The sequence below is a fragment of the Stutzerimonas stutzeri genome, assembly GCF_024448895.1.
Taxonomy (GTDB): Bacteria; Pseudomonadota; Gammaproteobacteria; order Pseudomonadales; family Pseudomonadaceae; genus Stutzerimonas; species Stutzerimonas stutzeri_Q.
Window position 1 is genome coordinate 14962 of sequence record NZ_JAMOIC010000018.1, and the last position, 24412, is coordinate 39373.

At 61.4% G+C, this 24412-nt stretch carries 19 protein-coding genes; 11 read left to right on the plus strand and 8 right to left on the minus strand.

Annotated elements, in window-relative coordinates; all coding sequences use genetic code 11:
* The first annotated feature begins 39 nt into the window (after positions 1–39).
* A complete protein-coding gene (gene hmgA, locus NA619_RS18780; RefSeq protein WP_255963328.1) occupies positions 40–1350 on the plus strand; it encodes a homogentisate 1,2-dioxygenase in 1311 nt (436 codons plus the stop codon).
* Positions 1347–2651 (plus strand): fumarylacetoacetase, encoded by a 1305-nt coding sequence (fahA, locus tag NA619_RS18785; protein ID WP_255963329.1) that lies wholly within the window; start codon positions 1347–1349, stop codon positions 2649–2651. Before hmgA ends, fahA begins: the two co-directional genes overlap by 4 nt.
* 193 nt (positions 2652–2844) lie before the next feature.
* Here the strand turns inward: fahA and NA619_RS18790 are convergent, their stop codons facing one another.
* The 4 genes from NA619_RS18790 to NA619_RS18805 are packed head-to-tail and all read right to left on the minus strand — an operon-like array spanning position 2845 to position 7652.
* On the minus strand, positions 2845–3912 hold the full coding sequence (locus NA619_RS18790; protein ID WP_255963330.1) for a hypothetical protein: 1068 nt from the start codon (positions 3910–3912) through the stop codon (positions 2845–2847).
* 2 nt (positions 3913–3914) lie between these two features.
* Positions 3915–4163: an acyl carrier protein gene (locus tag NA619_RS18795; protein ID WP_255963331.1), complete on the minus strand. Its 249-nt coding sequence runs from the start codon at positions 4161–4163 to the stop codon at positions 3915–3917.
* Positions 4160–6079, minus strand: a complete 1920-nt coding sequence (locus NA619_RS18800; RefSeq protein WP_255963332.1) for an HAD-IIIC family phosphatase — start codon at positions 6077–6079, stop codon at positions 4160–4162. The genes NA619_RS18795 and NA619_RS18800 overlap by 4 nt, the downstream gene beginning before the upstream one ends.
* A gap of 34 nt (positions 6080–6113) precedes the next feature.
* Entirely contained in the window at positions 6114–7652 is a 1539-nt protein-coding gene (locus NA619_RS18805; RefSeq protein WP_255963333.1) for an MBOAT family O-acyltransferase, read from the minus strand.
* Positions 7653–8166: 514 nt separating this feature from the next.
* Between NA619_RS18805 and NA619_RS18810 the strand changes: the two genes are divergently transcribed.
* Positions 8167–9849 carry a methyl-accepting chemotaxis protein gene (locus NA619_RS18810; protein WP_255963334.1) on the plus strand — a complete coding sequence of 561 codons (1683 nt, stop codon included), beginning with the start codon at positions 8167–8169 and terminating at the stop codon, positions 9847–9849.
* 287 nt (positions 9850–10136) lie between these two features.
* Here NA619_RS18810 and NA619_RS18815 read toward each other — a convergent pair whose 3' ends face one another.
* From NA619_RS18815 to NA619_RS18830, 4 genes are all read right to left on the minus strand, one after another.
* Entirely contained in the window at positions 10137–11477 is a 1341-nt protein-coding gene (locus NA619_RS18815) for a short-chain fatty acid transporter (protein ID WP_255963335.1), read from the minus strand.
* Between the two features lie 150 nt (positions 11478–11627).
* Positions 11628–12809 (minus strand): acetyl-CoA C-acetyltransferase, encoded by a 1182-nt coding sequence (locus NA619_RS18820; RefSeq protein ID WP_255963336.1) that lies wholly within the window; start codon positions 12807–12809, stop codon positions 11628–11630.
* Positions 12810–12999: 190 nt separating this feature from the next.
* Positions 13000–13656 (minus strand): CoA transferase subunit B, encoded by a 657-nt coding sequence (locus NA619_RS18825; protein WP_255963337.1) that lies wholly within the window; start codon positions 13654–13656, stop codon positions 13000–13002.
* A gap of 22 nt (positions 13657–13678) precedes the next feature.
* A complete protein-coding gene (locus NA619_RS18830) occupies positions 13679–14377 on the minus strand; it encodes a CoA transferase subunit A (protein ID WP_255963338.1) in 699 nt (232 codons plus the stop codon).
* Between the two features lie 152 nt (positions 14378–14529).
* Between NA619_RS18830 and NA619_RS18835 the strand changes: the two genes are divergently transcribed.
* From NA619_RS18835 to pcaD, 8 genes are all read left to right on the plus strand, one after another.
* Complete coding sequence (locus NA619_RS18835) at positions 14530–15423, plus strand: LysR family transcriptional regulator (RefSeq protein ID WP_255963339.1); 894 nt, start codon at positions 14530–14532, stop codon at positions 15421–15423.
* A 189-nt stretch (positions 15424–15612) separates the two neighbouring features.
* Positions 15613–17238 carry a methyl-accepting chemotaxis protein gene (locus NA619_RS18840; RefSeq protein ID WP_255963341.1) on the plus strand — a complete coding sequence of 542 codons (1626 nt, stop codon included), beginning with the start codon at positions 15613–15615 and terminating at the stop codon, positions 17236–17238.
* Between the two features lie 318 nt (positions 17239–17556).
* Complete coding sequence (locus tag NA619_RS18845; protein ID WP_255963342.1) at positions 17557–19488, plus strand: hybrid sensor histidine kinase/response regulator; 1932 nt, start codon at positions 17557–17559, stop codon at positions 19486–19488.
* Positions 19489–19606: 118 nt separating this feature from the next.
* On the plus strand, positions 19607–20449 hold the full coding sequence (locus tag NA619_RS18850) for an IclR family transcriptional regulator domain-containing protein (RefSeq protein WP_272891832.1): 843 nt from the start codon (positions 19607–19609) through the stop codon (positions 20447–20449).
* A gap of 169 nt (positions 20450–20618) precedes the next feature.
* Entirely contained in the window at positions 20619–21488 is an 870-nt protein-coding gene (locus NA619_RS18855; RefSeq protein ID WP_255963343.1) for a CoA transferase subunit A, read from the plus strand.
* The gene (locus NA619_RS18860) at positions 21488–22270 is read left to right on the plus strand and encodes a CoA-transferase subunit beta (protein WP_255963344.1); all 783 of its coding nucleotides are present in this window, start codon (positions 21488–21490) and stop codon (positions 22268–22270) included. The genes NA619_RS18855 and NA619_RS18860 overlap by 1 nt, the downstream gene beginning before the upstream one ends.
* Complete coding sequence (gene pcaF / locus NA619_RS18865; protein ID WP_255963345.1) at positions 22267–23472, plus strand: 3-oxoadipyl-CoA thiolase; 1206 nt, start codon at positions 22267–22269, stop codon at positions 23470–23472. Before NA619_RS18860 ends, pcaF begins: the two co-directional genes overlap by 4 nt.
* 130 nt (positions 23473–23602) lie before the next feature.
* The gene (gene pcaD, locus NA619_RS18870) at positions 23603–24391 is read left to right on the plus strand and encodes a 3-oxoadipate enol-lactonase (RefSeq protein ID WP_255963346.1); all 789 of its coding nucleotides are present in this window, start codon (positions 23603–23605) and stop codon (positions 24389–24391) included.
* Positions 24392–24412: the final 21 nt, after the last annotated feature.

The following is a 24412-nucleotide window of genomic DNA, read 5'->3' on the forward strand; positions in this document are numbered from 1 at the left end:
CTTTTTGCGTAAACGCATTACGCTAAATGAGAGACGGCCATGCAACCACAAGAACAAACCCGCGCAACCTCTCGCTACCAATCCGGCTTCGGCAATGAATTCAGCAGCGAGGCCCTGCCCGGTGCGCTGCCGGTCGGCCAGAACTCACCGCAAAAAGTACCCTATGGGCTCTATACAGAACTGCTTTCCGGCACGGCCTTTACCGTGTCGCGCAGCGAAGCGAGGCGTACCTGGATGTACCGCATCCGGCCCTCGGCCAGTCACGGCCGGTATGAGCGTTTGGCCCAGCAGCTCGGCAGCGAACTGGGGCCCATCACGCCCAATCGATTGCGCTGGAATCCAGAGCCAATTCCGCAGACGGCGACCGATTTCATCGACGGGCTCAAGTGTGTAACGGCCAACGCCGAGCCCGGCCAGCCGGCGGGTGCGAGCATCTACCGTTATGTCGCGAACAGGTCGATGGAGCGGGTGTTCTTCAATGCTGACGGCGAAATGCTGATCGTGCCGCAGCAAGGTGGGCTGAGACTTGTCACCGAACTGGGCGTGCTTGAGGTACTGCCCCTAGAGATCGCGGTGATTCCGCGTGGCATGCGCTTTCGCGTGGAACTGCTGGAAGCGAAGGCACGTGGCTACGTCTGTGAAAACCATGGTTGCGCGCTGCGTCTGCCAGATCTCGGGCCTATCGGCAGCAATGGCTTGGCCAATCCGCGCGACTTTCTCGCACCGGTCGCACACTTCGAAGAGCGCGATGAGCCCGCGGTATTGGTGCAGAAATTCCTCGGCGAACTCTGGTCGACCGAGCTGGACCACTCGCCGCTGGATGTGGTCGCCTGGCACGGCAACAACGTGCCCTACAAATATGATCTGCGCCGTTTCAACACCATCGGTACGGTCAGCTTCGACCATCCGGATCCCTCGATCTTCACCGTACTGACTTCGCCAAGCGCCATTCACGGCATGGCCAATATCGACTTCGTGATCTTCCCGCCGCGTTGGATGGTGGCGGAAAACACCTTCCGGCCGCCGTGGTTCCACCGCAATCTGATGAACGAGTTCATGGGCTTGATCGACGGTGCCTACGATGCCAAGGCCGACGGTTTCTCACCGGGCGGTGCGTCGCTGCACAACTGCATGAGCGCCCACGGGCCGGATCATGTTTCAACCGAACAGGCGATCAAGGCCGAGCTCAAACCGCACAAGATCGAGAACACCATGGCTTTCATGTTTGAAACCGGCCAGGTGCTCCGCCCCACACGCCAGGCGCTGGAAAGCCCGCAGCTGCAGAACGACTACGACAGCTGCTGGGCAGGCCTGACCAAGACATTCGATAAAAAACGGGAAATGACATGACCGTACAACAAACGCTACGCAGCTGGGTCGAGTCGGCCAATGACCATCCGGACTTTTCCCTGGCCAACCTGCCGCTGGGCGTGTTCAGCCGTGACGGCGACGTGGCGCGCGGTGGCGTCGCGATTGGTGACTTCATCCTTGATCTGCGCGCTGCCTGCGATGCCGGTCTGTTCGACGGCGAAGCACGGGATGCAGCTCTAGCGGCCAGCGACAGCTGCCTCAATGCCTTTTTCGCCCTCGGCACATCGGCTCGCAAGGCACTGCGCGCGGCCTTGCAGGATCTTCTGAGCGAGGACGGCGCGCAGCGTGAGCGTCTGCAGGGTATGGGTGAGGCACTGCTGCAACCCATGGATCGATGCCAGATGCATATGCCGGCCAAGGTGGGCGACTACACCGACTTCTATGTTGGCATCCACCACGCCAACAACGTCGGCAAGCTGTTCCGTCCGGACAACCCCTTACTACCCAATTACAAGTACGTGCCCATTGGCTATCACGGACGGGCGTCGACCATCGACGTATCCGGCGCGACCGTGAAGCGCCCCAATGGTCAGACCTTGCCGCCGGGTGCCAGCGAGCCGACCTTCGGGCCGAGCAAGCGGCTCGACCATGAGCTGGAATTGGGTATCTGGATCGGCGAAGGCAATGCTCGCGGGGAGTCGATACCGATCGGCGAGGCGAGCCGTCACGTGGCAGGCTTCTGTCTGCTGAACGACTGGTCCGCCCGTGATCTGCAGGCGTGGGAATACCAGCCGCTGGGCCCGTTCCTGTCCAAGAGCTTCGCCACCAGCGTCTCGCCCTGGGTGGTGACGCCGGAAGCACTGGAGCCGTTCCGTTGCGCGCAACCCGCGCGGCCGGAAGGCGATCCTAAGCCGCTGCCATACCTTTATGACGAGCAGGACCAGCAGCAAGGCGCGCTTGATATCGAGCTCGAGGTTCTATTGCTGACTGAGGCGATGCGCGAAAAGGGGCAGCCGCCGCAGCGCATCGCGCTGAGCAGCACCCGGAACATGTACTGGACGGTCGCGCAGATGGTCACACACCACAGCGTCAATGGTTGCAGCTTGCAGCCGGGTGATCTGTTCGGCTCTGGCACCTTGTCCGGGAGTAGCGCAGACAGCCTGGGCAGCGTGTTGGAGATCACACAGGGCGGCAAGCAGCCGCTCGAACTGCCCAGCGGCGAAACGCGCACCTTTCTGGAGGACGGCGACGAGGTGATTCTCAAGGCCCGTTGCCGACGGGAAGGGCATGCCTCGATCGGCTTTGGCGAGTGCCGCGGGCGTGTGATGCCCGCTAAGTAGGAATCGCTTGGGCCGGCCTTCGACGGTGAGCCGTGGTATCCGGGCAATCGGCATCCATGAGCTCATTCCGCAGCCCGCTGACCTCCCGGGGTGTTTCTTTTACCGCAACAGCGGGCGAATAAATTCGCCCCTACGGTCCCGCTTTTGTAGGGGCGAACTTGTTCGCCCGGTAGCAGTAGGTTGGCGATGCAGCTCAGTCTACGGCTGCGGTCTCAATTCCCAGTGGCGCTGTCGGGCCGGTCGCGGCGTTGCTGATCTGCTCGGCCAGGGCGACGGTGAATTCCTGCACGGCCGACCACCGCATGTGCACGGCATCGACGAACGAACGGGTCGGCGTACTCCAGTCCTTGTCTGCGTTCCAGTAGGTGCCACCATGCGTACTCAGGGCATCGGCGATGCGCTTGTCGAAGTCGGCGAGGAAGGTGCCATCCGGGTCGTATTTTTCTTTCCATTCCGGATGCAGCGGGGTGGAGACGACCATCAGTTTGCGGCCATCCTGTGCCAGGCGCGCGCCCATCTCGCGCAGGGCCGCGAAGCAGTTGCGGTCCAGTGGGTCAGGGCGGCCGTACAGCAGTTTGCGGGTGTTGTTGGTGACCAGTGGACCGTCGCCATAACGGTTGAACACCAGTGGATCCCATTCGATCTGTCCGGCGCGCTGCGCCTTCACGGTCAGTGCATTACGCGCCAGCGATTTGGGCGAGAAGTAGCGCATGTAATAGCCCCAGCGCGCCTCACCCTCATACACGTAAGGGTCGACATGCTCTCGGTTGAACACCGCGGCGGGCACTCGCCAGCACCCGGCGAAATCCTGCGGATCGGCAATCATCACCACGCTGCGAATGCTTGGCGATCGGTCCAGCAGCCAATGCCCGACATAGGTGGATTGATTGGCGAACAGTCCGCAGAAGGCGCCGTTCATAGGCCTGATTTCCGGCAGTGTATTGGCCAGGATCTGGCTATCCACGTGCCGCCAGGCAACGGATGAGCCGATCACCAGGAGGTTGGGCGACTGGATAGGGTTGTCACGAAGGAAGTTGAGCTTCTCGTCCACGCATAGGTTGTTGGAGAACGCCGGAGGTGGCAGGTTGCCGGTCCGGTCCAGTGCGAAAAGCGTGGCGCAGAACAGAGTCAGCGCGCCGATCAGCCCGGCAAAGATGGAGATCAGATACCGCGACCGCACCTTACCCGGCGCGCTGGCCGTGCTGTCTTTCCTGCTGTCGGTGGTGCTCCCGTCCCTCGGGAAATCGGCGGCATGGACCATGATTATCTTCCTTCGAGTTTGGCGTTGATGACTTGGGCGAAGTGACCGACGTTACGCAGCGACTCGAGTTCGGCCGTGCGGAACTTGATGCCGAAGCGCTGCTCGGCGGCGACCGTGAGCATGACGTGGGTCTGGCTGTCCCAGCCGTCGATGTCGTTGGCCGTCAGTTCCGGCGAGAGCACGATGCTGTCGTCGTCGAATACGTCGTGAAAAACCGGTGTGAGTGCCTTGAGTACTTCTGCTTCTGTCATGCCTTTACCTCGATGTGGTGGTGGGAAGGGGTGTCGTGTGTAAGGTCCAGGCGCCAGAAGGTTGCCTCGCTCAACGCATCTGCCGGAGCGGGATGCTGGGTGAAGCCGAGCTGCGGGAAATGCTCGGCGACCATGCCGTTGCGCTCGGTGGGCCGGTATTCGCCGATCAGTGCCTTGTAGCCGGCTGCGATGGCTGTCTTGGCGAGCACTTCGAGCACCGCGGTTTCCACTTGCCGGCCCAGCACGCGACAGCTCATGAGCCAGCTGTCGATCAGTAACTCCTCGTCGGCGATGGCGGCGTCCGGGCGCGCCAGCACAACGCTGATCAGGCCGTTGTCGCCGAACTTGTCAGCCAGGCGGATCGCCAGAGCCACCGAGCGCGAATCGGCAGCGAGGCGTTCGACTTCAGCCTCGCTGTAGCGGCGCGTGGTGAGGTTGAACTGATTGGTTTTGTTAATCAGCTGAGTGCAGCGGGCAAGTTCGGCGGCGCCGATGGGCAAAGCGGTCATCACCATTTCCAGCCCGCGCAAATAGCCTTCCATGTCAGTGGCCTGACCCATGGCGGCCTTGCGTTCGGCGTTCAACGCGTAGTTACGGCCGCGGGTGGCGTCGTCCGAAGTAAAAGAGACGGCCTCGAAATAGCCCGCCGCGGCGACGCGGGCAGGGTAGTCGGCCACGTCATCCGGCAATTCCGGCACTGCGACTTCAGGTAACTCGCGACGCACGATGTCACGCTCGGCCGGGTTGTCATCGACGAACACCAGGCTGTCCAGGCCGATGTCCAGCATCGAGGCGATGCGCCGCAGGTTGCCGGCCTTGTCTTCCCAGTTGGCGACGAAGGCTGCGATATCGCTGCGCTTGAGCGCCATTTCAGGGTGTTCAAAAGCCGCCTCGGCAACGCTCAGGTCATTCTTGCTGCACACCGCCAGGATGATCCCCCGACGGGCCAGCATTGCCGCATAACGTTGAAAGGCAAGAAAGGCTTCGCCGCTTGGCGAGCCCTGGCCGAGGTGGATGCCGTCAATGCCGTCGTCGCCGATGACGCCGCCCCACAGCGTGTTGTCCAGATCCAGCACCAGGCATTTGCGCGATAGGCCGACACTGGCCGCGGCGATGCGCGCGAGCTGATCACCATAAAGAGGTGCCAGGTTAGGGCTGACCAGCTGCTTGGCCTGATGCCAGCGCACGGGCTCAGCCAAGCCATCGCCATAGCTGCCGCGTGCGGCTTCCCAGGCAAGATCCATCAGCAAGACGCCATCTTCGCGGGCTGCAGCGCGAATGGTGGTGTTGAGTCGGTCGATCAGCGCATAGGGCGCAGCGGGAACCATCGCCTCGTAGGCCCCGAAGAGGGGCGGATCAGCCGGAACGATGGTCTGTTGCACAACCTGCGCGGCATGACGTTCACGGGCGCGACGCCAGAGCAGTCGAAGTAAATCGACGCGTTCGGCAATGGCGGCATCCACTTCCTCTTGAGTGGCCTCCAGCGGTAGTTGCAGCGGCGCATCGCGTGCGTCCAGGGCCATCACGATCAGCTGCGGTCCCAAGTCGTTGAGGGCGGCGTCTTCCATCAACAAGGCCTGACGGTACATGCCATAGGGCGCTACGTACGCTGAGATGGCCAACCCGCGCTGCAGCCCTGAGACGCGGATGGCCGGCACCAGATGGTCGACCGTATGCGAAGCGAGCAGGGCGATACGCAGCGGACGCAGGCCGGGCACGCTCGTATCCCCCTGTGCTATGGCGCGCAGGCCATCAGTTGCCAGCCGATCCAGGCGCGTGGTCTGGGTGAAATCCCGTCGAAAGCCAGACAATCGTGCGGCTTCGGCAAGTCTTACGAGCGGGTCCGCCACGCGCTTGGCCTCGCCGATGGCAGCACCGAGGTCGGAATGTTGAGCTAGCCAGAGAAGCTGATCCATTAGCCGTTCACTCCTTTAATGAGAGCCGACGTGCTCAGAACTGGAAATAGAGAAACTCGGTTGGCGCCACGGAGAACGCCACGGCCAGCGCAAAGAACCCCAGCACGCCTATGGCAACACCAATCACCGGCGTCGGGCTCCACGAGAAGATCGGGAACCAGCGCAGCAGCCAGCTATCCTGCGGCCTCGCATCCAGCGCAGTGCGAAAGCGGGTGATCCATTGCTGCACGTTGGGCATCAGCCAGACGAACGCCAGCAGCATGGCGATGGTGAGGAAGTCGGATTTGTCGAACTTGGTGGTCTGCTCGCTGAGGCCGACCATGCCGGACAGCACCGCCATCGCAGCGGTAACGCTCTCTGCACGGAAGAACACCATCGCCACGACCACGCAGAAAAAGGTCAGCAGGACGGCGCCGCAGTGATGCACCAGTTTGTCGCTATCCAGCGGTAACCCATGGCGCGCCTTGTAAGCGCGAAACCCGTGAGCGACCACCAGATAGAAGCCATGCAGCAGGCCGAACACCACGAACTGCCAACCCGCGCCATGCCAGACGCCGGAAATGAACATGGTCAGCACCGTCGGATAAGCAACCAGCACCACGAATGTCCCAAGGCTCATCTTGCCGCGACGGGGCATTGGCTTACCGGCGGCCATGCGCGAGCGGGTGATACGCACGACGATGGGGTTATAGATGTACGCGGTGAGAAAGCGCGTCAGCGTCATGTGCCAGCGTGACCAGTAGTCGATGACGTTGTGCGCCTTGAACGGGCTGTTGAAGTTGACCGGCAGGCGCAGGCCGAACATCAGGCCGAGCCCGATGGCCATGTCGCTGTAGCCGGAGAAGTCGAAGTAGATTTGCAGCGTGTAGGTGAGGGCGCCGAACCAGGCGTCGTATAACGCCGGTACCGTGCCGTCGGCTGCAACTGCGAAGATCGGTGAGGCATTGGCGCCCAGCGGGTCGGCGATGATGACCTTCTTGAACAACCCCAGCAGGAACACAGTGATACCCAGCGCGATGTTGTCGATTCGCGGGCGAAAGGTGCTGTCGTCCTTGAACTGCTTGAGCATTTCACCGTGGTGGGTGATGGGGCCAGCAATCAGCTGTGGGAAGAAGCTGATGAACAGGCAGTAGTTGACGAAGTCATGCTCACTCACCTCGCCATCGTGGGCGTCGACCAGGTAGGCGATCTGCTGGAAGGTAAAGAATGAAATGGCGAGCGGCAGGATGATGTCGCCCACGGACCAACCCAGCCCGAACGCGCTATCAAGCGAATCGAATAGAAAGCCTGTGTATTTGTAATACCCGAGTAAGGCCACGTTAGCGCCGACGCCAACGATCAGTAGCAGGCGCGACGGCCGACGCATCAAATAGCCGCCGATCAGGTAGTTCGCGACCATGCTGCCGACCAGCAAGGGCACGTATGCGGGATTCCACCAGCCGTAGAAGACCAGCGATGCCAGCGTCAGCCAGATCGCTGCGTATCGTTGTCTGCCAGTGCCTGCGAGAAGAACGAAGCCAAGAAGAACCACCGGAAGAAACCCGGCGATGAAGATCACTGAGTTGAAGAGCATCGTCCTTTTCCTTCCCTGAACATCCATCACTGCCCCGAAAATCGGAACGGCGGTCGCTTAATGCATCAAGGCGGGCTGACAACAGGTTCGGGCCGTCTGATTTTGCATCGTCGCCGGCGTCGAAAGGCGCCGGCGCAGCAGGTCTAACTCCTTTCACTGCATGGATGCTTAGCTCTGTCTGTTAACTGCGACTCAAGTCTGAGAGAAAAAGTTGCTGCCGTGAACGGGTAGCTAACTCCATTCAGACGAGTGGATATGGCTGCTAAAACAAGCGAAACGGTGGAGCTAGAGCCTGTCTGTGATGAAGGCTTGAAAGAGTTGCGACGAGTGGTCAGATCGGACGACGATCTTTCACGAAGTGATTCGTTCCAGGCGTCTGGACTCGCTTCAGGGTCCGTAGGGCCGCGCCAAACCAAAATACGAACCGGTCGTCATTCCCGAAAATTAGCGGCTGAAGTATCTGGTCGGTCAGCCGATGACCCTTGAGTACCGACCACTCACTCGAGATGCACCCATGCGTATGACCTTGAAACTCAAAGTGCTGCTGCTGGCACTGATACCCGTTGCCTTGTTCGCGCTGGTGCTCAGCGGAGCGGTGGCAAAAATTCTGGACAAGATGGCAGATGAAGAGATTGCTGAAACCCGCGAGCGGATGATCCAGGACAGCCGTGCCCGCCTCGAGGATTACATGAAAATCGGCGTCAGCAGCGTGGCACACCTCTACGAGCAGGCCGCGCAAGGTGACTTGGCGAGTCGTGCCGAGGCCATCGCCATTCTCAAAAAAATCAAATTCGGAAAGGACGGCTACTTCTTCGGCCACGACTCCAACGTGGTCCGACTGTTTCGCGGCGAAAGCCCGGTCGATGTCGGCTCCAACCTGAACGATCGTCGCGATTCCAATGGCGTCTACATCAACCGCGAGTTGGTTGCGGTCGCCAAGAACAACACCTATTACGTCAACTACTCATCACCGCTGCCCACCGATGAAACGGTGCAGGTGCCCAAGCTCGCCTATAGCTACTACCTGCCCAAGTGGGACATGGCGCTCGGCACAGCAATCAACCTGGATGGCATCGAGCTGGCACTTGATGAAGTACGCGCCGATATTGAAGAGCGCGTCCAGTCGATCCTAACCAGTATCCTGGTGATCGCGGCTGTACTGCTCGTTGCGCTCGGCATTGCGGGCGTCGTAGTGAGCAACTCGATCGTCCGTCCTATTCAGGTGATCAAGGATCAGCTGGACGAAATCGCTGCGGGCGATGGCAACCTGACGCATCGGCTGCCAGAGCATGGCAAGGATGAGCTGGGCCAACTCGCCGGCTCGTTCAACCGCTTTGTCGGCAAGATCCACACCATGGTGACTCAGGTTGCCGAAATGACTGGCCAGCTCACCGGCATGGTCGCCGAAGTGGCCGCCCAGGCGCAGCGCTCCGAAAAAGCAATGGAAACCCAGCGGCAGGAAACCGATCAGGTAGCCACCGCGATCAACGAAATGTCTGCCGCCGCACAGGAAGTTGCCCACAGCGCCCAGGGCGCGGCCGAAGCAGCACAGCAAACGGACAAGGAAGGCCAGCAGGCCAAAGCGGTCGTGGACTCCAGCATCCGTCAGATCCACTCCCTGGTTGATGAGATCCGCACCAGCGGCACCTCCTTGGATTCCCTGCAGCAGGACGTTCGCGCCATCGTCGGTGTGCTGGATGTGATCCGCTCGATTGCCGAGCAGACCAACCTACTGGCACTCAACGCCGCCATTGAAGCGGCACGTGCCGGTGAGGCTGGTCGTGGATTTGCGGTGGTGGCGGACGAAGTTCGTGCGCTGGCCAGCCGTACTCAGAAGAGCACCCAGGAAATCCAGGGCATGATCGACCGCTTGCAGACTGGCACCCAGCAGGCTGTAGCGGCCATGAGTCGCTCCAGCGAGGCCGGTGATGCGAGCAGTGCGCAGGCCAACCAGGCCGGCGCATCACTCGATGCGATTTCTCACCTGATCGCCACCATCAACGGCATGAACGCTCAGATCGCCAGTGCGGCCGAAGAGCAGACGGCCGTTGCCGAAGAGATCAACCGTAGTGTTCACCAGATCGCCAACGCCGTGGAAAACGTGGCGGTTGAAACCCAGCAGGGCGCGCAAACCGCTCGCAATCTCGCCAGTGTTGGTGATCGCCTGGGCGCGCTGGTGCGTCAGTTCCGCATCTGATCGCGGCCTGATCTCGCCCGATCACTCAAATGTGCCTTAAGGAAACCCCGCGTTTGCGGGGTTTTCCATTAGCGCAGGCCAGTTCAAAGTGCCGGGCTTCAACAGTCCTCGCAGTAGACGCGGCCCTCTAAAGCACAACAGAGAAAGCACCCTGCCGCGCCAATCTCCATGCTCACGTAGGGTGGATCACGCTTCATCGATCCACCGGGTGGCGGTCCACCGGTGGCGATCCACACGAGCGTGTCACGGTGGATGTAAAAGCGACATCCACCCTACCGGACTCCGCGTCAGCCGAAGAAGTACAGACAGCCAGAAATGACGATGCCAGAGTACACCAGCATCAGCAGGCAGTAGCCCATGATGTCGCGTGCACCGAGGCCGACGATGCCGAGGATCGGCAATGCCCAGAACGGCTGGATCATGTTGGTCCATGCGTCACCCCAGGCGATCGCCATGGCCGTAACCGCCGGCGCCACGCCCAATGCCTGGCCTGCAGGCAGCATGATCGGGCCTTGCACTGCCCACTGACCGCCACCGGATGGCACGAACACGTTGACCAGACCGGCGCTGAGAAAAGCCAGTACCGGGAAGGTGTCTGCGGACGACCAGGCGACAAAGGTGTCGGTGACTTGTTTGCCCAGCGACAGCCCGTCGGCGTTGGCCCCCACCATCATCCCCATGATGCCGGCGTAGAAGGGGAACTGGATGACGATCCCGCTAATGCCGCCGATGCCATCCTGCACCGCGCGCATGTAGCGCTCCGGGGAACCATGCAGCGCCAGTCCGATGAACAGGAACAGGCCGATGACGATGTTCAGCGTCAGGGCGAAACCGTTCTCGGCGAAGTAGTAGCCGAAATACACCACACCCAGCGCGACAATGATCAGGTTGAGGATGCGGCTGTCGTCCATGCGCTGCGCCAAGGTATTGCGCGGCAGCGGCTCATGTTCCGGGTCCAGCAGCAGCGCCGGTTCCGCAACCTTGGGATCCTTCGGATGCATCGCCCAGTTAAGGATCGGCAGACCGATCACCAGCAGCGCGATGATGGTCAGGTTCATGGTGGTGAACAGCGTGTCGCCGACGCCGATGGCGGTGGTGACTACGCCGCCAGTCATGCGCTCCAGATCCGCGCCGCCGGTGGCCAGCGATAACGGGATCGACCCGGACAATCCACCGTGCCAGATCAGGAAGCCCGAATACGCCGCAGCGACCAGCAGCGGATAGTCGACACCTTTGACTTCACGGGCCAGTGCGCGGGCGAACACCGCGCCGATCACCAGACCGAAGCCCCAGTTGATCCATGAACCTGCCAGCGCGACCAGCGTTACCATGACCACGGCGCGCCCCGGCGTGCGGGCGGTGCGAGCCAGGCCTGCGAGTAACCGGTGAATGGCTGGCGCGCTGGCCAGGGCGTGGCCGGTAACCAGGATCAGTGCCATCTGCATGGCGAAGGTCAGAAGATTCCAGAATCCCGAACCCCAGTGCTTGGCCATGGCGGGCACGCCCTGGCCGGTCACGAGCATGCTTGCAGCGAGCACGATAAGGCTGAGGATGATGGCAAATACGAACGGCGAGGGTAGGTAACGCTGTATGAGCTTGACGCTCAAGGCGGTAACGGAGCTGAGCATGGTCGTTGATCCCGTGTTGTTTTTCTTTTTTATAGGCGGCACACGTGCGTGGCGTGCGCCGCCGTGTTTCAGTGCTTGAACGTTCCAGTGTTTCGACGTTGTGTTGCGCTAGCTGTGTTGTTGATCCCCCTTACGAGTGGCTGGAGCTTTTCAGCTGCGTTCGATTGCCAGCGCCACGCCCTGACCGCCACCGATGCACAGCGTCGCCAGGCCTTTCTTCGCGTCGCGCCGGATCATTTCGTGGAGCAGGGTGACCAGCACACGACAGCCCGACGCGCCGATGGGGTGGCCGAGGGCAATGGCACCGCCGTTTACGTTGACCTTGCTTGCGTCCCAACCGAGTTCCTGGCCGACCGACAATGCCTGCGCGGCAAACGCCTCGTTGGCTTCGATCAGGTCGAGCTGGTCCAGCGACCAACCTGCCTTGTCCAGGCAGCGGCGGGTGGCGGAAACCGGCGCGATGCCCATGATTGCCGGGTCGACGCCAGCGTTGGCGTAGGCCTTGATGCGTGCGAGTACGGGTAGACCGAGGGCTTTGGCCTTGTCCGCGCTCATCAGTAGCACCGCTGCAGCGCCATCGTTCAGGCTGGATGCGTTGCCAGCGGTGACCGAACCGTCTTTCTTGAAAGCGGCCCTGAGTTTTGCCAGCGACTCGGCCGTGGTGCCGGCTCGCGGTTGCTCGTCAGTGTCGAAGCGCAGTGGCTCGCCCTTACGCTGGGGAATCTCGATCGGCGTGATCTCGTCCTTGAACCGCCCGGCCTCGATAGCGGCGACGGCTTTCTGCTGCGAGGAGGCGGCAAAGGCGTCCTGGGCTTCACGGCTGATCTCGTACTTGTCGACCAGGTTCTCCGCGGTGATGCCCATGTGGAAATCGTTGAAGGCATCCCACAGACCATCCGTGATCATGCTGTCGACAAGTTCTGCATGGCCCATGCGCAGGCCGGTACGCGCCTTGGGCAGCACGTAGGGTGCGAGGCTCATGTTCTCCTGGCCACCGGCGATGATCACTTCGGCGTCGCCGCAGCGAATCGCTTGCGTAGCCAAATGCAGCGCCTTGAGGCCGGACCCGCAGACCTTGTTCAGCGTGAAAGACGGCACCGCATGGGGCAGGCCCGCCTTGATCGAAGCCTGGCGCGCGGGGTTCTGGCCGGAGCCGGCGGTCAGGACCTGCCCGAGGATGACTTCATCGACTTCGGCGGGGTCCAGCCCGGTCTGTTCCAGCAGGCGTTTGATCACGGCTGCGCCCAAGTCAGGCGCGGCGATGTTGGCCAGCGCGCCTTGAAAAGCACCGATGGCGGTCCGGGTTGCTGCGACGATAACGACGTCTTGCATGTTCAGGCTCCAGTTTGAATTGGATGTTGTTGTGATGGCGGCGTGTCATTTTCTAGATCACGGGCGTGGTCAACGCATGCGTTGCCGAGCTCGCACACTCCGTAGGAGCCAGCTTGCTGGCGATCACGCGCCGCTAACTCCCACAATCGCGATGGGTCTGGCTTGCGTTCCCAAAGCAACACATGCGTGTCTAGAACGTCATTTCCGGCACGTGATCCGGCACCACCAGCTCGCCGGCTGTCTTGGCGACGATTTCCTCGACGCTCACGCCGGGCGCGCGTTCCTTGAGTACAAAGGCACCGTTCTCGATTTCAAGATAGGCCAGATCGGTCAGCACACGCTTGATACAGCCAGCGCCGGTCAGCGGCAGCGTGCACTTGGGCAGCAGCTTGGATTCACCATCCTTGGACGCATGGGTCATCAGCACGATGATGTTCTCTGCACCCGCGACAAGATCCATCGCCCCGCCCATGCCTTTGATCAGTTTGCCCGGGATCATCCAGGAGGCGATGTTGCCCTGCACGTCGACCTCGAAAGCGCCGAGCACGGTGAGGTCGATATGGCCACCGCGGATCATCGCGAAGGATTCGGCGGAGTTGAAGATGGACGCGCCGACCCGTGCGGTGACGGTCTGTTTGCCGGCATTGATCATGTCAGCGTCGAGTTCGTCTTCCGTTGGAAAGGCGCCCATGCCGAGCAGGCCGTTCTCCGATTGCAGCATGACTTCCATGCCCTCAGGCACGTAGTTGGCGACGAGGGTCGGGATGCCGATGCCGAGGTTTACGTAGTAGCCGTCCTGCAGTTCACGGGCGACGCGCTGGGCCATTTGTTCGCGGGAAAGTGCCATCGTCTGTTCCTTATTCTTGTGATCAGCTGCGGACGGTGCGCTTTTCAATGCGCTTTTCGAAGGTTCCGCAGATGATGCGGTCCACGTAGATGCCGGGCGTGTGGATCTGGGTAGGGTCGATCTCGCCGGGCTCGACGATTTCCTCGACTTCAACCACCGTGATTTTTCCGGCAGCGGCCGCCAGCGGGTTGAAGTTCTGCGCCGTGTGGCGGTAAATGACGTTGCCGTAGCGGTCGGCCTTCCAGCCTTTGACGATGGCGAAGTCGCCGGTAATGGCGTGTTCGAGGATATGTGGACGGCCGTTGAACTCACGTACGTCCTTGCCTTCCGCGATGGGCGTGCCGTAGCCGGTCGCCGTGTAGAAGGCGGGGATGCCGGCACCACCGGCGCGCATTTTTTCCGCTAGCGTGCCCTGGGGCGTCAGCTCGACTTCGAGTTCACCATTGAGCAGCTGCTTTTCAAAGAGTGCGTTCTCGCCTACGTAGGAGGCGATCATCTTGCGGATCTGTCGGTCTTCCAGCAGCACGCCAAGACCGAAGCCATCGACGCCGCAGTTGTTGGAAACCACCGTCAGATCGCAGGTGCCCTTGCGCTTGATTTCGGCGATCAGGTTCTCGGGGATGCCGCACAGGCCGAAGCCACCGGCGAGCACGGTCATGCCGTCCTGCAAGCCATCGAGCGCCTCGGCGTAGGAATTCACGCGCTTGTCGAAACCAGCCATAAACCTTTCCTTCTTGTTGTTGGTGACCCAAGGGTCGTGTTCCGAGTGTTCCTTTCACGCCGGTATTTGTTAAGTTGATTTTTAAGCGCTATTAATTGGCGAAACGAATCAATGCGGCCGCGCGACTCGTCGCGTGCGCAATGGGAAGAATCATGACCGTCAAACAACTGCGTGCTTTTCTTGCCGTGGCCCACACCCTGAGCTTTGCCCAGGCATGCGAGCGGTTGCACCTGTCGCAATCGGCGCTGAGCCTGACCATCAAGGCGCTTGAGGACGGGATGGGCGGGCGCCTGTTCAGCCGTACCACACGCGCCGTGAGCCTGACGCCCGAAGGCGAAGCGCTGCTGCCACTGGCGCGTAGATTGCTGGCGGACTGGGACAATACCGAGGATGAGCTGCGGCAGCGTTTCACCTTGAAACAGGGCAGGGTGGCGCTGGCGTCGATGCCGTCCTTCGCGGGCAATCTGTTGCCCGCGGTGTTGCGCGACTTCAGCGATCAGTACCCCTCGATCAGCGTCACCGTGCATGACGTGATCAATGAGCAGGTGATGGAGATGGTTCGTGATCGCCAGGTGGAACTCGGCATTGCCTTCGAGCCCGAGCCGGGCATGCCGTTGAGTTTCACACCGCTCTACACGGATCGGTTCGTTGCGGTGGTGCCGGCAGATTCACCGCTGGCGGCCAGCGGCGGGCTGATCTGGGATGAGTTGCTAGAGCACCCCTTCATTACCCTGCAAAGGCCATCCACGGTGCGCTTCATGCTGGAGGACCACCTGCGTCCGCGCGGCCGCAACCTGCCGGTGCAGTTCGAAAGCCATCAGCTGGCAACGGTCGGCCGCATGGTGGCCTGCGGTCTGGGTGTCAGTGCGGTGCCGGCCCTGTGTCGCGCGCAGATGCTGGAGGTCGGCGCCCAATGCGTTGCCCTGAGCGATCCGGTGATCGAACGGCCGGTAGGCTTCCTGACCAAACCCGGACACGAACTCTCGGTTGCGGCGCAGGCCATTGCCGATGCGTTACGTGCGAGCGTGGCCTATCCCGACGCATGACAGCTAACCGGCGGTTGCATGCCCCGTTTTCTTGACCAAGATCAATCCTTAGATGAGTGGTGTTTAAGGTCTGCGGCGCACAACCGATAAGCGAGCATGGACCGGCCTCACTACCAACGCCTGTCCGCCAGCACCCAGCCTCGAGGCATCACGGTGCGCAGTTGGCTAACTTATGGATAGGTGACACTCATGTTTCTACGCAATATTGGCATCGCCCCTCGCGCAGGTCTGGGCTTCGGTCTGGTTGCATTCTTACTGCTGTGTGTAGGCGTGTTCTCACTCACGCAAATGTCACGCATGGATATGGCCAGCAAGGACGTGGGCGGTAACTGGGTGCCATCGGTCACGACACTCAACGAAATAAACCAGGCTGTACTGCGCCAGCGTATCCACACGTTGCGTTTGACAACTCTCACCGATGAGGCGGCGTTGGCAAAAAGCAAAGCCAGCCTCACCGAACTTACCGGACAGATAACCGAGCTAAGCGCGGAATATGAGAAGTACCTGACCGGACAGGAAGAGACAAAGCTCTTCAACGACGTCAAGCGTCTCTATGGGATATACCAGGCGAGCCAAAAACAGGTCGCTGACTATGTTGCTCAAGGTCTTCTAGAAGACGCCCTGAATTATCTGAGTCAGACTTTTATCAACGATGCAGAAGCATTGATGTCGTCACTTAGAGTGCTTAATGACTTCAATTCGCAGGGCATAAACAGTGCAACGCAGAGTTCCAGCGACACCTACGAGGGTGCTCGTTTGGCGGTCATTGCTGCGATCGTTATAGCCGCCATGGTCACGGCGCTGCTTGCCTGGCTGCTGATTCGCAGCATAGTTCAGCCGCTGGCTGAAGCTGTTCGGGTAACCGAGGTCGTAGCCGCCGGCGATCTGACCAAAACCATCACGGTGGTCGGCAAGGACGAACCGGCTCGTCTGCTGGAGTCCATGAAAGCCATGCAGGCTAGCCTGCGTGAAACCATCATGAGCATCTCGGATTCATCCACACAGCTTGCGTCTGCCGCCGAAGAACTCAATGTGGTGACCGAGGATTCGAGCCGGGGCCTGCTGCAACAGAACAGTGAGATCGAACAGGCTGCCACCGCTGTAAACGAGATGACCGCAGCAGTCGATGAAGTCGCCCGTAACGCGGTGGCGACCGCAGAAGCATCCAAGCAATCGGAGCAGTCGGGTCGGGAAGGGCAGCAGCAGGTGAGCCGCACCGTGCAATCCATCAACGAACTGGCACAAGGCGTCACCACCACGGCCGGTCAGGTGGGCGAACTGGCAAATAAGGTGCGTGATATCACCAAGGTGCTGGACGTGATCCGCGCGATTGCAGAGCAGACGAACCTGCTTGCACTTAACGCTGCCATCGAGGCTGCGCGTGCCGGTGATGCCGGACGTGGCTTTGCTGTAGTTGCTGACGAGGTACGTGCCCTGGCGCACCGTACTCAACAGTCGACTCAGGAAATCGAAGAGATGATCGGGGGCATCCAGCACGGGACCGAAAGCGCTGTGCACGCCATGCAGCAAAGCAATCAGCAAGCGCATTCCACACTCGTCGTGGCCCAGGCTGCAGGCCAGGCACTGGATCAGATCGCCGCCGCGATCGCGACCATCAGTGAGCGCAACCTGGTCGTGGCCAGCGCGTCGGAGGAACAGGCGCAGGTTTCTCGTGAAGTGGACCGCAACCTGATGAACATCCGTGACCTCTCCATGCAGACCTCCGCTGGCGCCAACCAGACCAGCGCTGCCAGCCAGGAGCTGGCACAGCTCGCCGTCGGGTTGCGGGCTCTGGTGGGTCGCTTCTCGGTCTAGTCACGGGTTACTACGCCGCTCATCGCTGACGATCAAACGCCTCGCTTTGCCGAGGCGTTTTCGTTCCAGGGCTCTGGTTTGCGGGTTCCAATAGATGCGTGCATGCAGCGTCGCATCTGGGGCGTTCACGGAAACCTACAGAGCGCCGTTGGCGAGCTGCCGTCAGAGACGCTGCGCAAACACAACTTACATCCGCACCGGTCCTTGTAGAATCGTGATGCCAACAGCGGGCTGGAACGTGCTCCGGCGCTGTCGGCTTTCCTTTCCCAGTCCTGCTAACCATAATCCTGACCAAATCACTCGGATGCAGGAGCGCTCATGCGCAACGTGGCATCTCTGGATGCGTCGATTGCGGCGCAAGAGCGTTACCGCCTGCTTGTCGACGCGGTCACCGATTACGCCATCTACATGCTCGATGCGGACGGTAGAGTCGCGAGCTGGAATCCAGGTGCAAAACGCTTCAAGGGCTACGACGAAGCAGAGATTCTCGGCGAGCACTTTTCCCGTTTTTATAGTGACGAAGATCGCTCGAGCGGGCTGCCGCAACGCGCGCTGGATACTGCCGTTGCTGAAGGGAGATTCGAAGGGGAGGGTTGGCGACTGCGCAAGAATGGCACGAGATTCTGGTGCCATGTGGTGATCGACCCGATCTGGTCGCCTGACGGCACAGTGCTTGGCTTTGCCAAGGTCACCCGCGACCTCACCGAGCGGAAGCTGGCCGAGGAGTCGCTCAAGCAAAGCGAGCAGCAGTTTCGCTTGCTGGTTCAGGCCGTCACGGACTACGCCATTTATATGCTCGATCCCGATGGCCGGGTAACCAACTGGAACCTGGGCGCCGAGCGCATCAAGGGCTATCTGCCGGATGAGATTGTCGGGCAGCACTATTCGGTCTTTTTTACGGATGAAGATCGGCTAGATGGCGCGCCGCAGCGAGGGCTCGACACCGCGCTGCGCGAAGGGCGTTTTGCCAGTCAGGGCTGGCGGGTGCGCAAGGATGGCTCGCGATTCTTCGCCAGCGTGGTGGTCGACCCGATCCGAAGCGACACCGGCACCCTGATCGGTTTTGCGAAGGTGACCCGCGATATCACCGAAAGTATGGAGGCGCAGCGCGAGTTGGAAAGCGCGCGTGAGGCGCTGTTCCAGGCGCAGAAAATGGAATCGCTTGGCCGGCTCACCGGCGGCATCGCGCATGACTTCAACAACCTGCTCATGGCGGTGGTTGGCGCGCTCGAACTGGTGCGTCGCCGTGCTCCGGATGATCAAAAGATCATTCCCTTGCTGGATAACGCGATACAGGGTGCCCAGCGCGGCATCACGCTGTCCCAGCGCATGCTGGCATTTGCGCGGCGGCAGGAGCTGCATCTGGAGCTTGTCGATGTCCCGGCCATGGTGCGCGGGATGGCTGATCTGCTGCGGCAATCGCTGGGTCCGCGAATCGAAATCGACACCCGTTCTCCGCTGACGCTGAAGCCCGTTCTGGCGGACGCCAACCAGCTGGAACTAGCCCTACTGAATCTGGCGGTGAATGCACGCGACGCGATGCCGGACGGCGGCTCCGTGACGATATCGGCCCGTGAGCACAGGCTCGATGCGGGGGACGATTCGCTGTCGCCTGGCGTTTACGTCTGCCTGGCGCTCACCGATGAGGGCGAGGGCATGGACCAGGCAACGCTCGATCAGGCAATGGAGCCGTTTTTCACCACAAAAGGAGTGGGCAAGGGCACGGGACTCGGGCTTTCAATGGTCCATGGTCTTGCCGCGCAATCTGGCGGCCGGTTGGTGATCAAAAGTGAACCGGGGCGCGGCACCACGGCAGAGTTGTGGCTACCAGTGGCCGCGGATACCCACGAGGCGCCCGAAGCCGAAGCGTGTCCGGCACCCGATGTGCAGTGCCCGGTCGCGCTCAGGGTGCTTGCTGTGGATGACGACCCGCTGGTGTTGATGACCACCGCTGCGATGCTGGAGGAACTCGGCTGTCATGTTCTCGAAGCGGAGTCAGCTGAGCAGGCGCTCGATATCCTGGCGCAGGACAGCGTGCAGCTGGTGCTGACCGATCAGGCCATGCCACACATGACCGGGTCGCAACTGGCCGACTTCATAAGGCATCGATACCCGGCGCTGCCCGTCATCCTCGTCACCGGCTATGCCGACAAATTGACCGGCAGAGCAGGCCGACTTCCCAGGCTGGGTAAGCCGTTTGGGCTGGATGCGCTGGCCGAGAAGATCGCCGCGGTGATGAGCAAGGCGTGATTCCACCACGCATGCCCTGAGTGCAACCTGACGCTGATGACGACTGTTCTGGGCTGTTTTTGCGATTATCGCCCTGCTGGACGATAATCGCCCATCGCTCTTAGCCAGGCTTCCGCTCATGACCGACGAATCCCGCCCCAGCATTTCGCCCATGGTTCCAGCCATCATCGCCTCGCCGGCCAAGCGCATCGAGGCGTTGACCGGCGACCCGAACTTCATGACCTCACTGGCACGCGGGCTCGCGGTGATCCATGCGTTTCAGGAGCGCAAGCGACATCTCACCATTGCGCAGATCAGCCACCGCACCGAGATCCCTCGTGCGGCAGTGCGGCGTTGCCTGCATACGCTGATCAAGCTCGGCTACGCGACTACTGACGGACGCACTTATTCGTTGCTGCCCAAGGTGCTGACGCTCGGTCATGCTTACCTGTCATCGACGCCGCTGGCTGTTACGGCCCAACCGATCCTCGACCGCCTCAGCGATGAGCTGCACGAAGCCTGTTCGATGGCTACGCTGGAAGGCGACGAGGTGCTTTATGTCGCGCGATCGGCCACGCCGCAGCGTCTGATCTCTGTGGATCTGAGCGTCGGCAGCCGTTTGCCGGCTTACTGCACGTCCATGGGCCGCATTCTGCTGGCAGCTCTGGACGATGCGGCTCTGACCGACTATCTCGAACATGCCAATCTGCAGATCAAGACCAGCCGCACGCTACACGCGCCTGAGGCGATTCGGGCATCGGTCGACGAGATCAGGCAGAAGGGTTGGGTGATCATCGATCAGGAGCTGGAGGTCGGGTTGCGGTCGCTGGCTGTGCCGCTGAAGGATTCCGCCGGGCAAGTGCTGGCAGCGCTGAATGTCGGCACCCACGCCAGCCGGGTGTCCAAGCAGGAACTGGAGGCGCGCTTTCTGCCGGTATTGCTGGAGGCGAGCAAGGAGCTGAGCACACGGCTCTTCCACTGACGGGCCAGTGTTATTGCCCTGAACTCGTTTATCGCTTTATCTCCCACAACGCTTTTGTTCGTTAATCGCACAATGATTCGATTATCGGATTGTTCTCGTTCCGGCCGCTGGTTAGTGTTGTTCTCACGCGCAGCTCCACGCGCATCCAGACAACGACACGAGACTGACCATGGCCGAACTCCTTTCCCTTCGCGAGGCCGTCGAGCGCTTCGTCAGCAATGGCGACACCGTTGCCCTCGAAGGCTTCACGCATCTGATTCCCACGGCTGCCGCGCACGAGATCATCCGTCAGGACAAGAAAGACCTGACGCTGGTACGGATGACGCCCGATCTTGTCTACGATCTGCTGATTGGCGCCGGCTGCGCGAAGAAGCTGGTTTTTTCCTGGGGCGGTAATCCGGGCGTCGGCTCTCTTCATCGTCTGCGTGATGCCGTGGAAAAGCAGTGGCCGCAGCCGCTGGAGATCGAAGAGCACAGCCATGCCGATCTCGCGAATGCCTATGTCGCTGGCGCTTCGGGTCTGCCATTCGCCGTCCTTCGGGCCTATCTGGGTTCCGATCTGCCGAAGGTCAATCCGATGATCAAGTTTATCGATTGCCCGTTCACCGGCGAGACGCTGGCAGCTGTGCCGAGCGTGCGTCCTGATGTGACCGTGATCCATGCGCAGAAAGCCGACCGCAAGGGCAACGTGCTGATTGCCGGGATTCTGGGCGTGCAGAAGGAGGCGGCGCTGGCGGCCAAGCGCTGCATCGTCACCGTGGAGGAAATCGTGGACGACCTGCAGGCGCCGATGAATGCCTGCGTACTGCCAACCTGGGCGTTGAGCGCGGTATGCCTGGTGCCGGGCGGCGCACATCCGTCTTATGCCCATGGCTATTACGAGCGAGACAACCGTTTCTATCAGCAGTGGGACCCGATTGCCCGTGACCGCCAGACCTTCACTGCCTGGGTCGATGAATTCATCCGCGGCACCGTAGATTTTTCAGCCTTTCAAGAAAAGATAGGGGCCAAGCTGGCCGCGCAGCAGGAGGCCAAGTGATGAGCGACTACAGCACCAATGAAATGATGACCGTCGCCGCATCCCGCCGTCTGGGCGATGGCAGCGTCTGTTTCGTCGGGATCGGGTTGCCCTCCAAGGCGGCTAACCTGGCCCGACTGACTCACGCGCCAGAAGTCGTGCTGATCTACGAGTCCGGCCCCATCGGCGCCAAGCCCTCGGTATTGCCACTGTCGATAGGTGACGGCGAACTGGCCGAGACCGCCGACACCGTGGTGCCCACTGCCGAGATCTTTCGTTACTGGCTGCAGGGCGGTCGCATCGACGTCGGCTTTCTCGGCGCGGCGCAGGTCGACAAGTTCGGCAACATCAACACCACGGTGATCGGCGACTATCACCAACCGAAAGTTCGCTTGCCAGGGGCGGGCGGGGCGCCCGAAATTGCCGGGTCGGCCAAGCAAGTACTGATCATCCTCAAGCAGTCGCATCGCACCTTCGTCGACAAGCTGGCGTTCATCACCTCCGTCGGTTTCGGCGATGGTGGTGACCACCGCAAGCAGCTTGGTTTGCCGGGCAACGGGCCTGTGGGAATCATCACCGACCTGTGCATCATGGAGCCCGAATCCGGGTCCAACGAGTTCGTAGTGACCTCGCTGCACCCGGGCGTGACCCGCGAGCAGGTGATCGAGAACACCGGCTGGGCGATCCGGTTCGCTGATGATCTGAGCGAAACCGCGCGCCCGACCAAGACTGAACTGGAGGCCTTGCGCGCCCTCGAGGCTCGCACCGCCGCCGCCCACGGACAATCTGGAGGTGACGAGTGACACGCGAAGTCTTTATCTGCGATGCCGTACGCACGCCCATCGGGCGCTTCGGCGGGGCTTTGGCTGCCGTGCGTACCGACGACCTGGCCGCCACGCCAATCAAAGCCCTGCTGGAACGCAATCCCGGACTCGATCCTGCAGCGATCGAAGAGGTCTTCATGGGTAGCGCGAACCAGGCCGGCGAAGACAACCGTAACGTGGCGCGTATGGCGGCGTTGCTGGCCGGACTGCCGGAAACCGTACCCGGCGTGACCCTTAACCGCCTCTGCGCCTCGGGGATGGATGCCGTTGGCAGCGCCTTCCGCGCCATCGCCTGCGGTGAGATGGAGTTGGCCATCGCCGGCGGCGTCGAGTCCATGACCCGCGCGCCTTACGTGATGGGCAAGGCCGACACAGCCTTTGGCCGAACCCAGAAGATCGAGGACACCACTATCGGGTGGCGCTTCATCAACCCGAAGATGAAAGAAATGTACGGCGTCGATGCCATGCCGCAGACCGCTGACAACGTTGCGGAAGCGCACAAGATCAGCCGCGAGGATCAGGACGCTTTCGCCCTGCGCAGCCAGCAGCGCACCGGCAAGGCGCAGGCGGCCGGTTTCTTCGCTGAAGAAATCGTTCCGGTGGTGATCAAGGGCCGCACGGGTGACACCGTCGTGGATACCGACGAGCACCCGCGTCCGGACACCACGGCCGAGGCGCTGGCAAAGCTCAAACCTGTCAACGGACCGGACAAGACCGTCACGGCCGGCAATGCCTCGGGCGTCAACGATGGCGCTGCTGCGCTGATTCTCGCCAGCGCCGAAGCCGTGCAGAAATACGGACTAACGCCTCGCGCCAAGGTGCTTGGTATGGCCAGCGCTGGCGTCGCGCCACGCGTCATGGGCTACGGTCCGGTGCCGGCTGTGCGCAAGTTGTGCGAGCGGCTGAATATGGCGGTGAGCGACTTCGACGTGATCGAACTAAACGAAGCCTTCGCTGCACAGGCGCTGGCGGTCACCCGTGATCTCGGCCTGGAAGACGACAGCCCTAAGGTCAATCCGCAAGGCGGCGCCATCGCCCTTGGTCACCCGCTGGGCATGAGCGGCGCGCGCCTGGTGATGACCACCGTGCATGCGCTGGAAAAATCCGGCGGCAAGCTTGGCCTGGCGACCATGTGCGTGGGCGTAGGGCAGGGCCTGGCGTTGGCGGTTGAGAGGGTCTAAGAGGCGCGTCGTGCTGGGCTTCAGCCCACCAACGTTTTCACTGCTGTGATGGGCTTTGCCGCGCATGGCTTGTGTGGCGGCCGCCTAGCTCATCTGTTCAACCTTTAAGTTCGACTCCAGGAGGGCTGCCATGCCCAGCGTAAAGCTCGCCGATGGCGAACTGAGTTACCGTTTCGATGGCCCGGTCGACGCCCCGGTGCTGGTGCTGTCCAACTCGCTCGGCACCTCGCTCGGTATGTGGGATGCGCAGGTTCCGGCGTTCACTGAACACTTTCGCGTTCTGCGCTACGACACCCGCGGCCACGGTGGCTCATCCGTAACGCCGGGGCCTTACAGCATCGATCAGCTGGGCCGCGACGTGCTGGCGCTGGTGGATTCGCTCGGTATCGATCGTTTCGCTTTCTGCGGTCTGTCCATGGGCGGTTTGATCGGTCAGTGGCTTGGCATCAACGCGGGCGAGCGATTGACGCGACTGGTGATCTGCAACACCGGCGCGAAGATCGGCACCGAAGAGGTGTGGAATGACCGCATCGATACCGTGCTCAAAGGCGGCGCACAGGCCATGCGTGACATGCGCGATGCGTCCGTATCACGCTGGTTCACGCCGCCCTTCGCCGAGCAGCATCCCGAGCAGGTCAACCGCATCACCCAGATGATCGCCAGCACTTCGCCAAGCGGCTACGCCGCCAACTGCGGCGCCGTGCGGGACGCCGATTACCGTGAGCAGCTGAGCGGGATCAAGGTGCCAATGCTGATCGTCTGCGGCAGCAAGGACCCGGTGACCACCACCGAACACGGCCGTTTCATCGAGCAACGGGTCGCCAACGCCGAGCTTGTGGAGCTCGATGCTGCGCACCTGTCCAACGTCGAAGCGGGAGAGCGTTTCACCCGCTCAGTGCTGGAGTTTCTTCGCGACTGAACTGGTGAGCGATCCAAAAAG

Coding starts and splice junctions, on each gene's coding strand:
- hmgA (WP_255963328.1), top strand. CDS start 40: ATGCAACCACAAGAACAAACCCGCGCAACCTCTCGCTACCAATCCGGC.
- fahA (WP_255963329.1), top strand. CDS start 1,347: ATGACCGTACAACAAACGCTACGCAGCTGGGTCGAGTCGGCCAATGAC.
- NA619_RS18790 (WP_255963330.1), bottom strand. CDS start 3,912: ATGGTCCATGCCGCCGATTTCCCGAGGGACGGGAGCACCACCGACAGC.
- NA619_RS18795 (WP_255963331.1), bottom strand. CDS start 4,163: ATGACAGAAGCAGAAGTACTCAAGGCACTCACACCGGTTTTTCACGAC.
- NA619_RS18800 (WP_255963332.1), bottom strand. CDS start 6,079: ATGGATCAGCTTCTCTGGCTAGCTCAACATTCCGACCTCGGTGCTGCC.
- NA619_RS18805 (WP_255963333.1), bottom strand. CDS start 7,652: ATGCTCTTCAACTCAGTGATCTTCATCGCCGGGTTTCTTCCGGTGGTT.
- NA619_RS18810 (WP_255963334.1), top strand. CDS start 8,167: ATGCGTATGACCTTGAAACTCAAAGTGCTGCTGCTGGCACTGATACCC.
- NA619_RS18815 (WP_255963335.1), bottom strand. CDS start 11,477: ATGCTCAGCTCCGTTACCGCCTTGAGCGTCAAGCTCATACAGCGTTAC.
- NA619_RS18820 (WP_255963336.1), bottom strand. CDS start 12,809: ATGCAAGACGTCGTTATCGTCGCAGCAACCCGGACCGCCATCGGTGCT.
- NA619_RS18825 (WP_255963337.1), bottom strand. CDS start 13,656: ATGGCACTTTCCCGCGAACAAATGGCCCAGCGCGTCGCCCGTGAACTG.
- NA619_RS18830 (WP_255963338.1), bottom strand. CDS start 14,377: ATGGCTGGTTTCGACAAGCGCGTGAATTCCTACGCCGAGGCGCTCGAT.
- NA619_RS18835 (WP_255963339.1), top strand. CDS start 14,530: ATGACCGTCAAACAACTGCGTGCTTTTCTTGCCGTGGCCCACACCCTG.
- NA619_RS18840 (WP_255963341.1), top strand. CDS start 15,613: ATGTTTCTACGCAATATTGGCATCGCCCCTCGCGCAGGTCTGGGCTTC.
- NA619_RS18845 (WP_255963342.1), top strand. CDS start 17,557: ATGCGCAACGTGGCATCTCTGGATGCGTCGATTGCGGCGCAAGAGCGT.
- NA619_RS18850 (WP_272891832.1), top strand. CDS start 19,607: ATGACCGACGAATCCCGCCCCAGCATTTCGCCCATGGTTCCAGCCATC.
- NA619_RS18855 (WP_255963343.1), top strand. CDS start 20,619: ATGGCCGAACTCCTTTCCCTTCGCGAGGCCGTCGAGCGCTTCGTCAGC.
- NA619_RS18860 (WP_255963344.1), top strand. CDS start 21,488: ATGAGCGACTACAGCACCAATGAAATGATGACCGTCGCCGCATCCCGC.
- pcaD (WP_255963346.1), top strand. CDS start 23,603: ATGCCCAGCGTAAAGCTCGCCGATGGCGAACTGAGTTACCGTTTCGAT.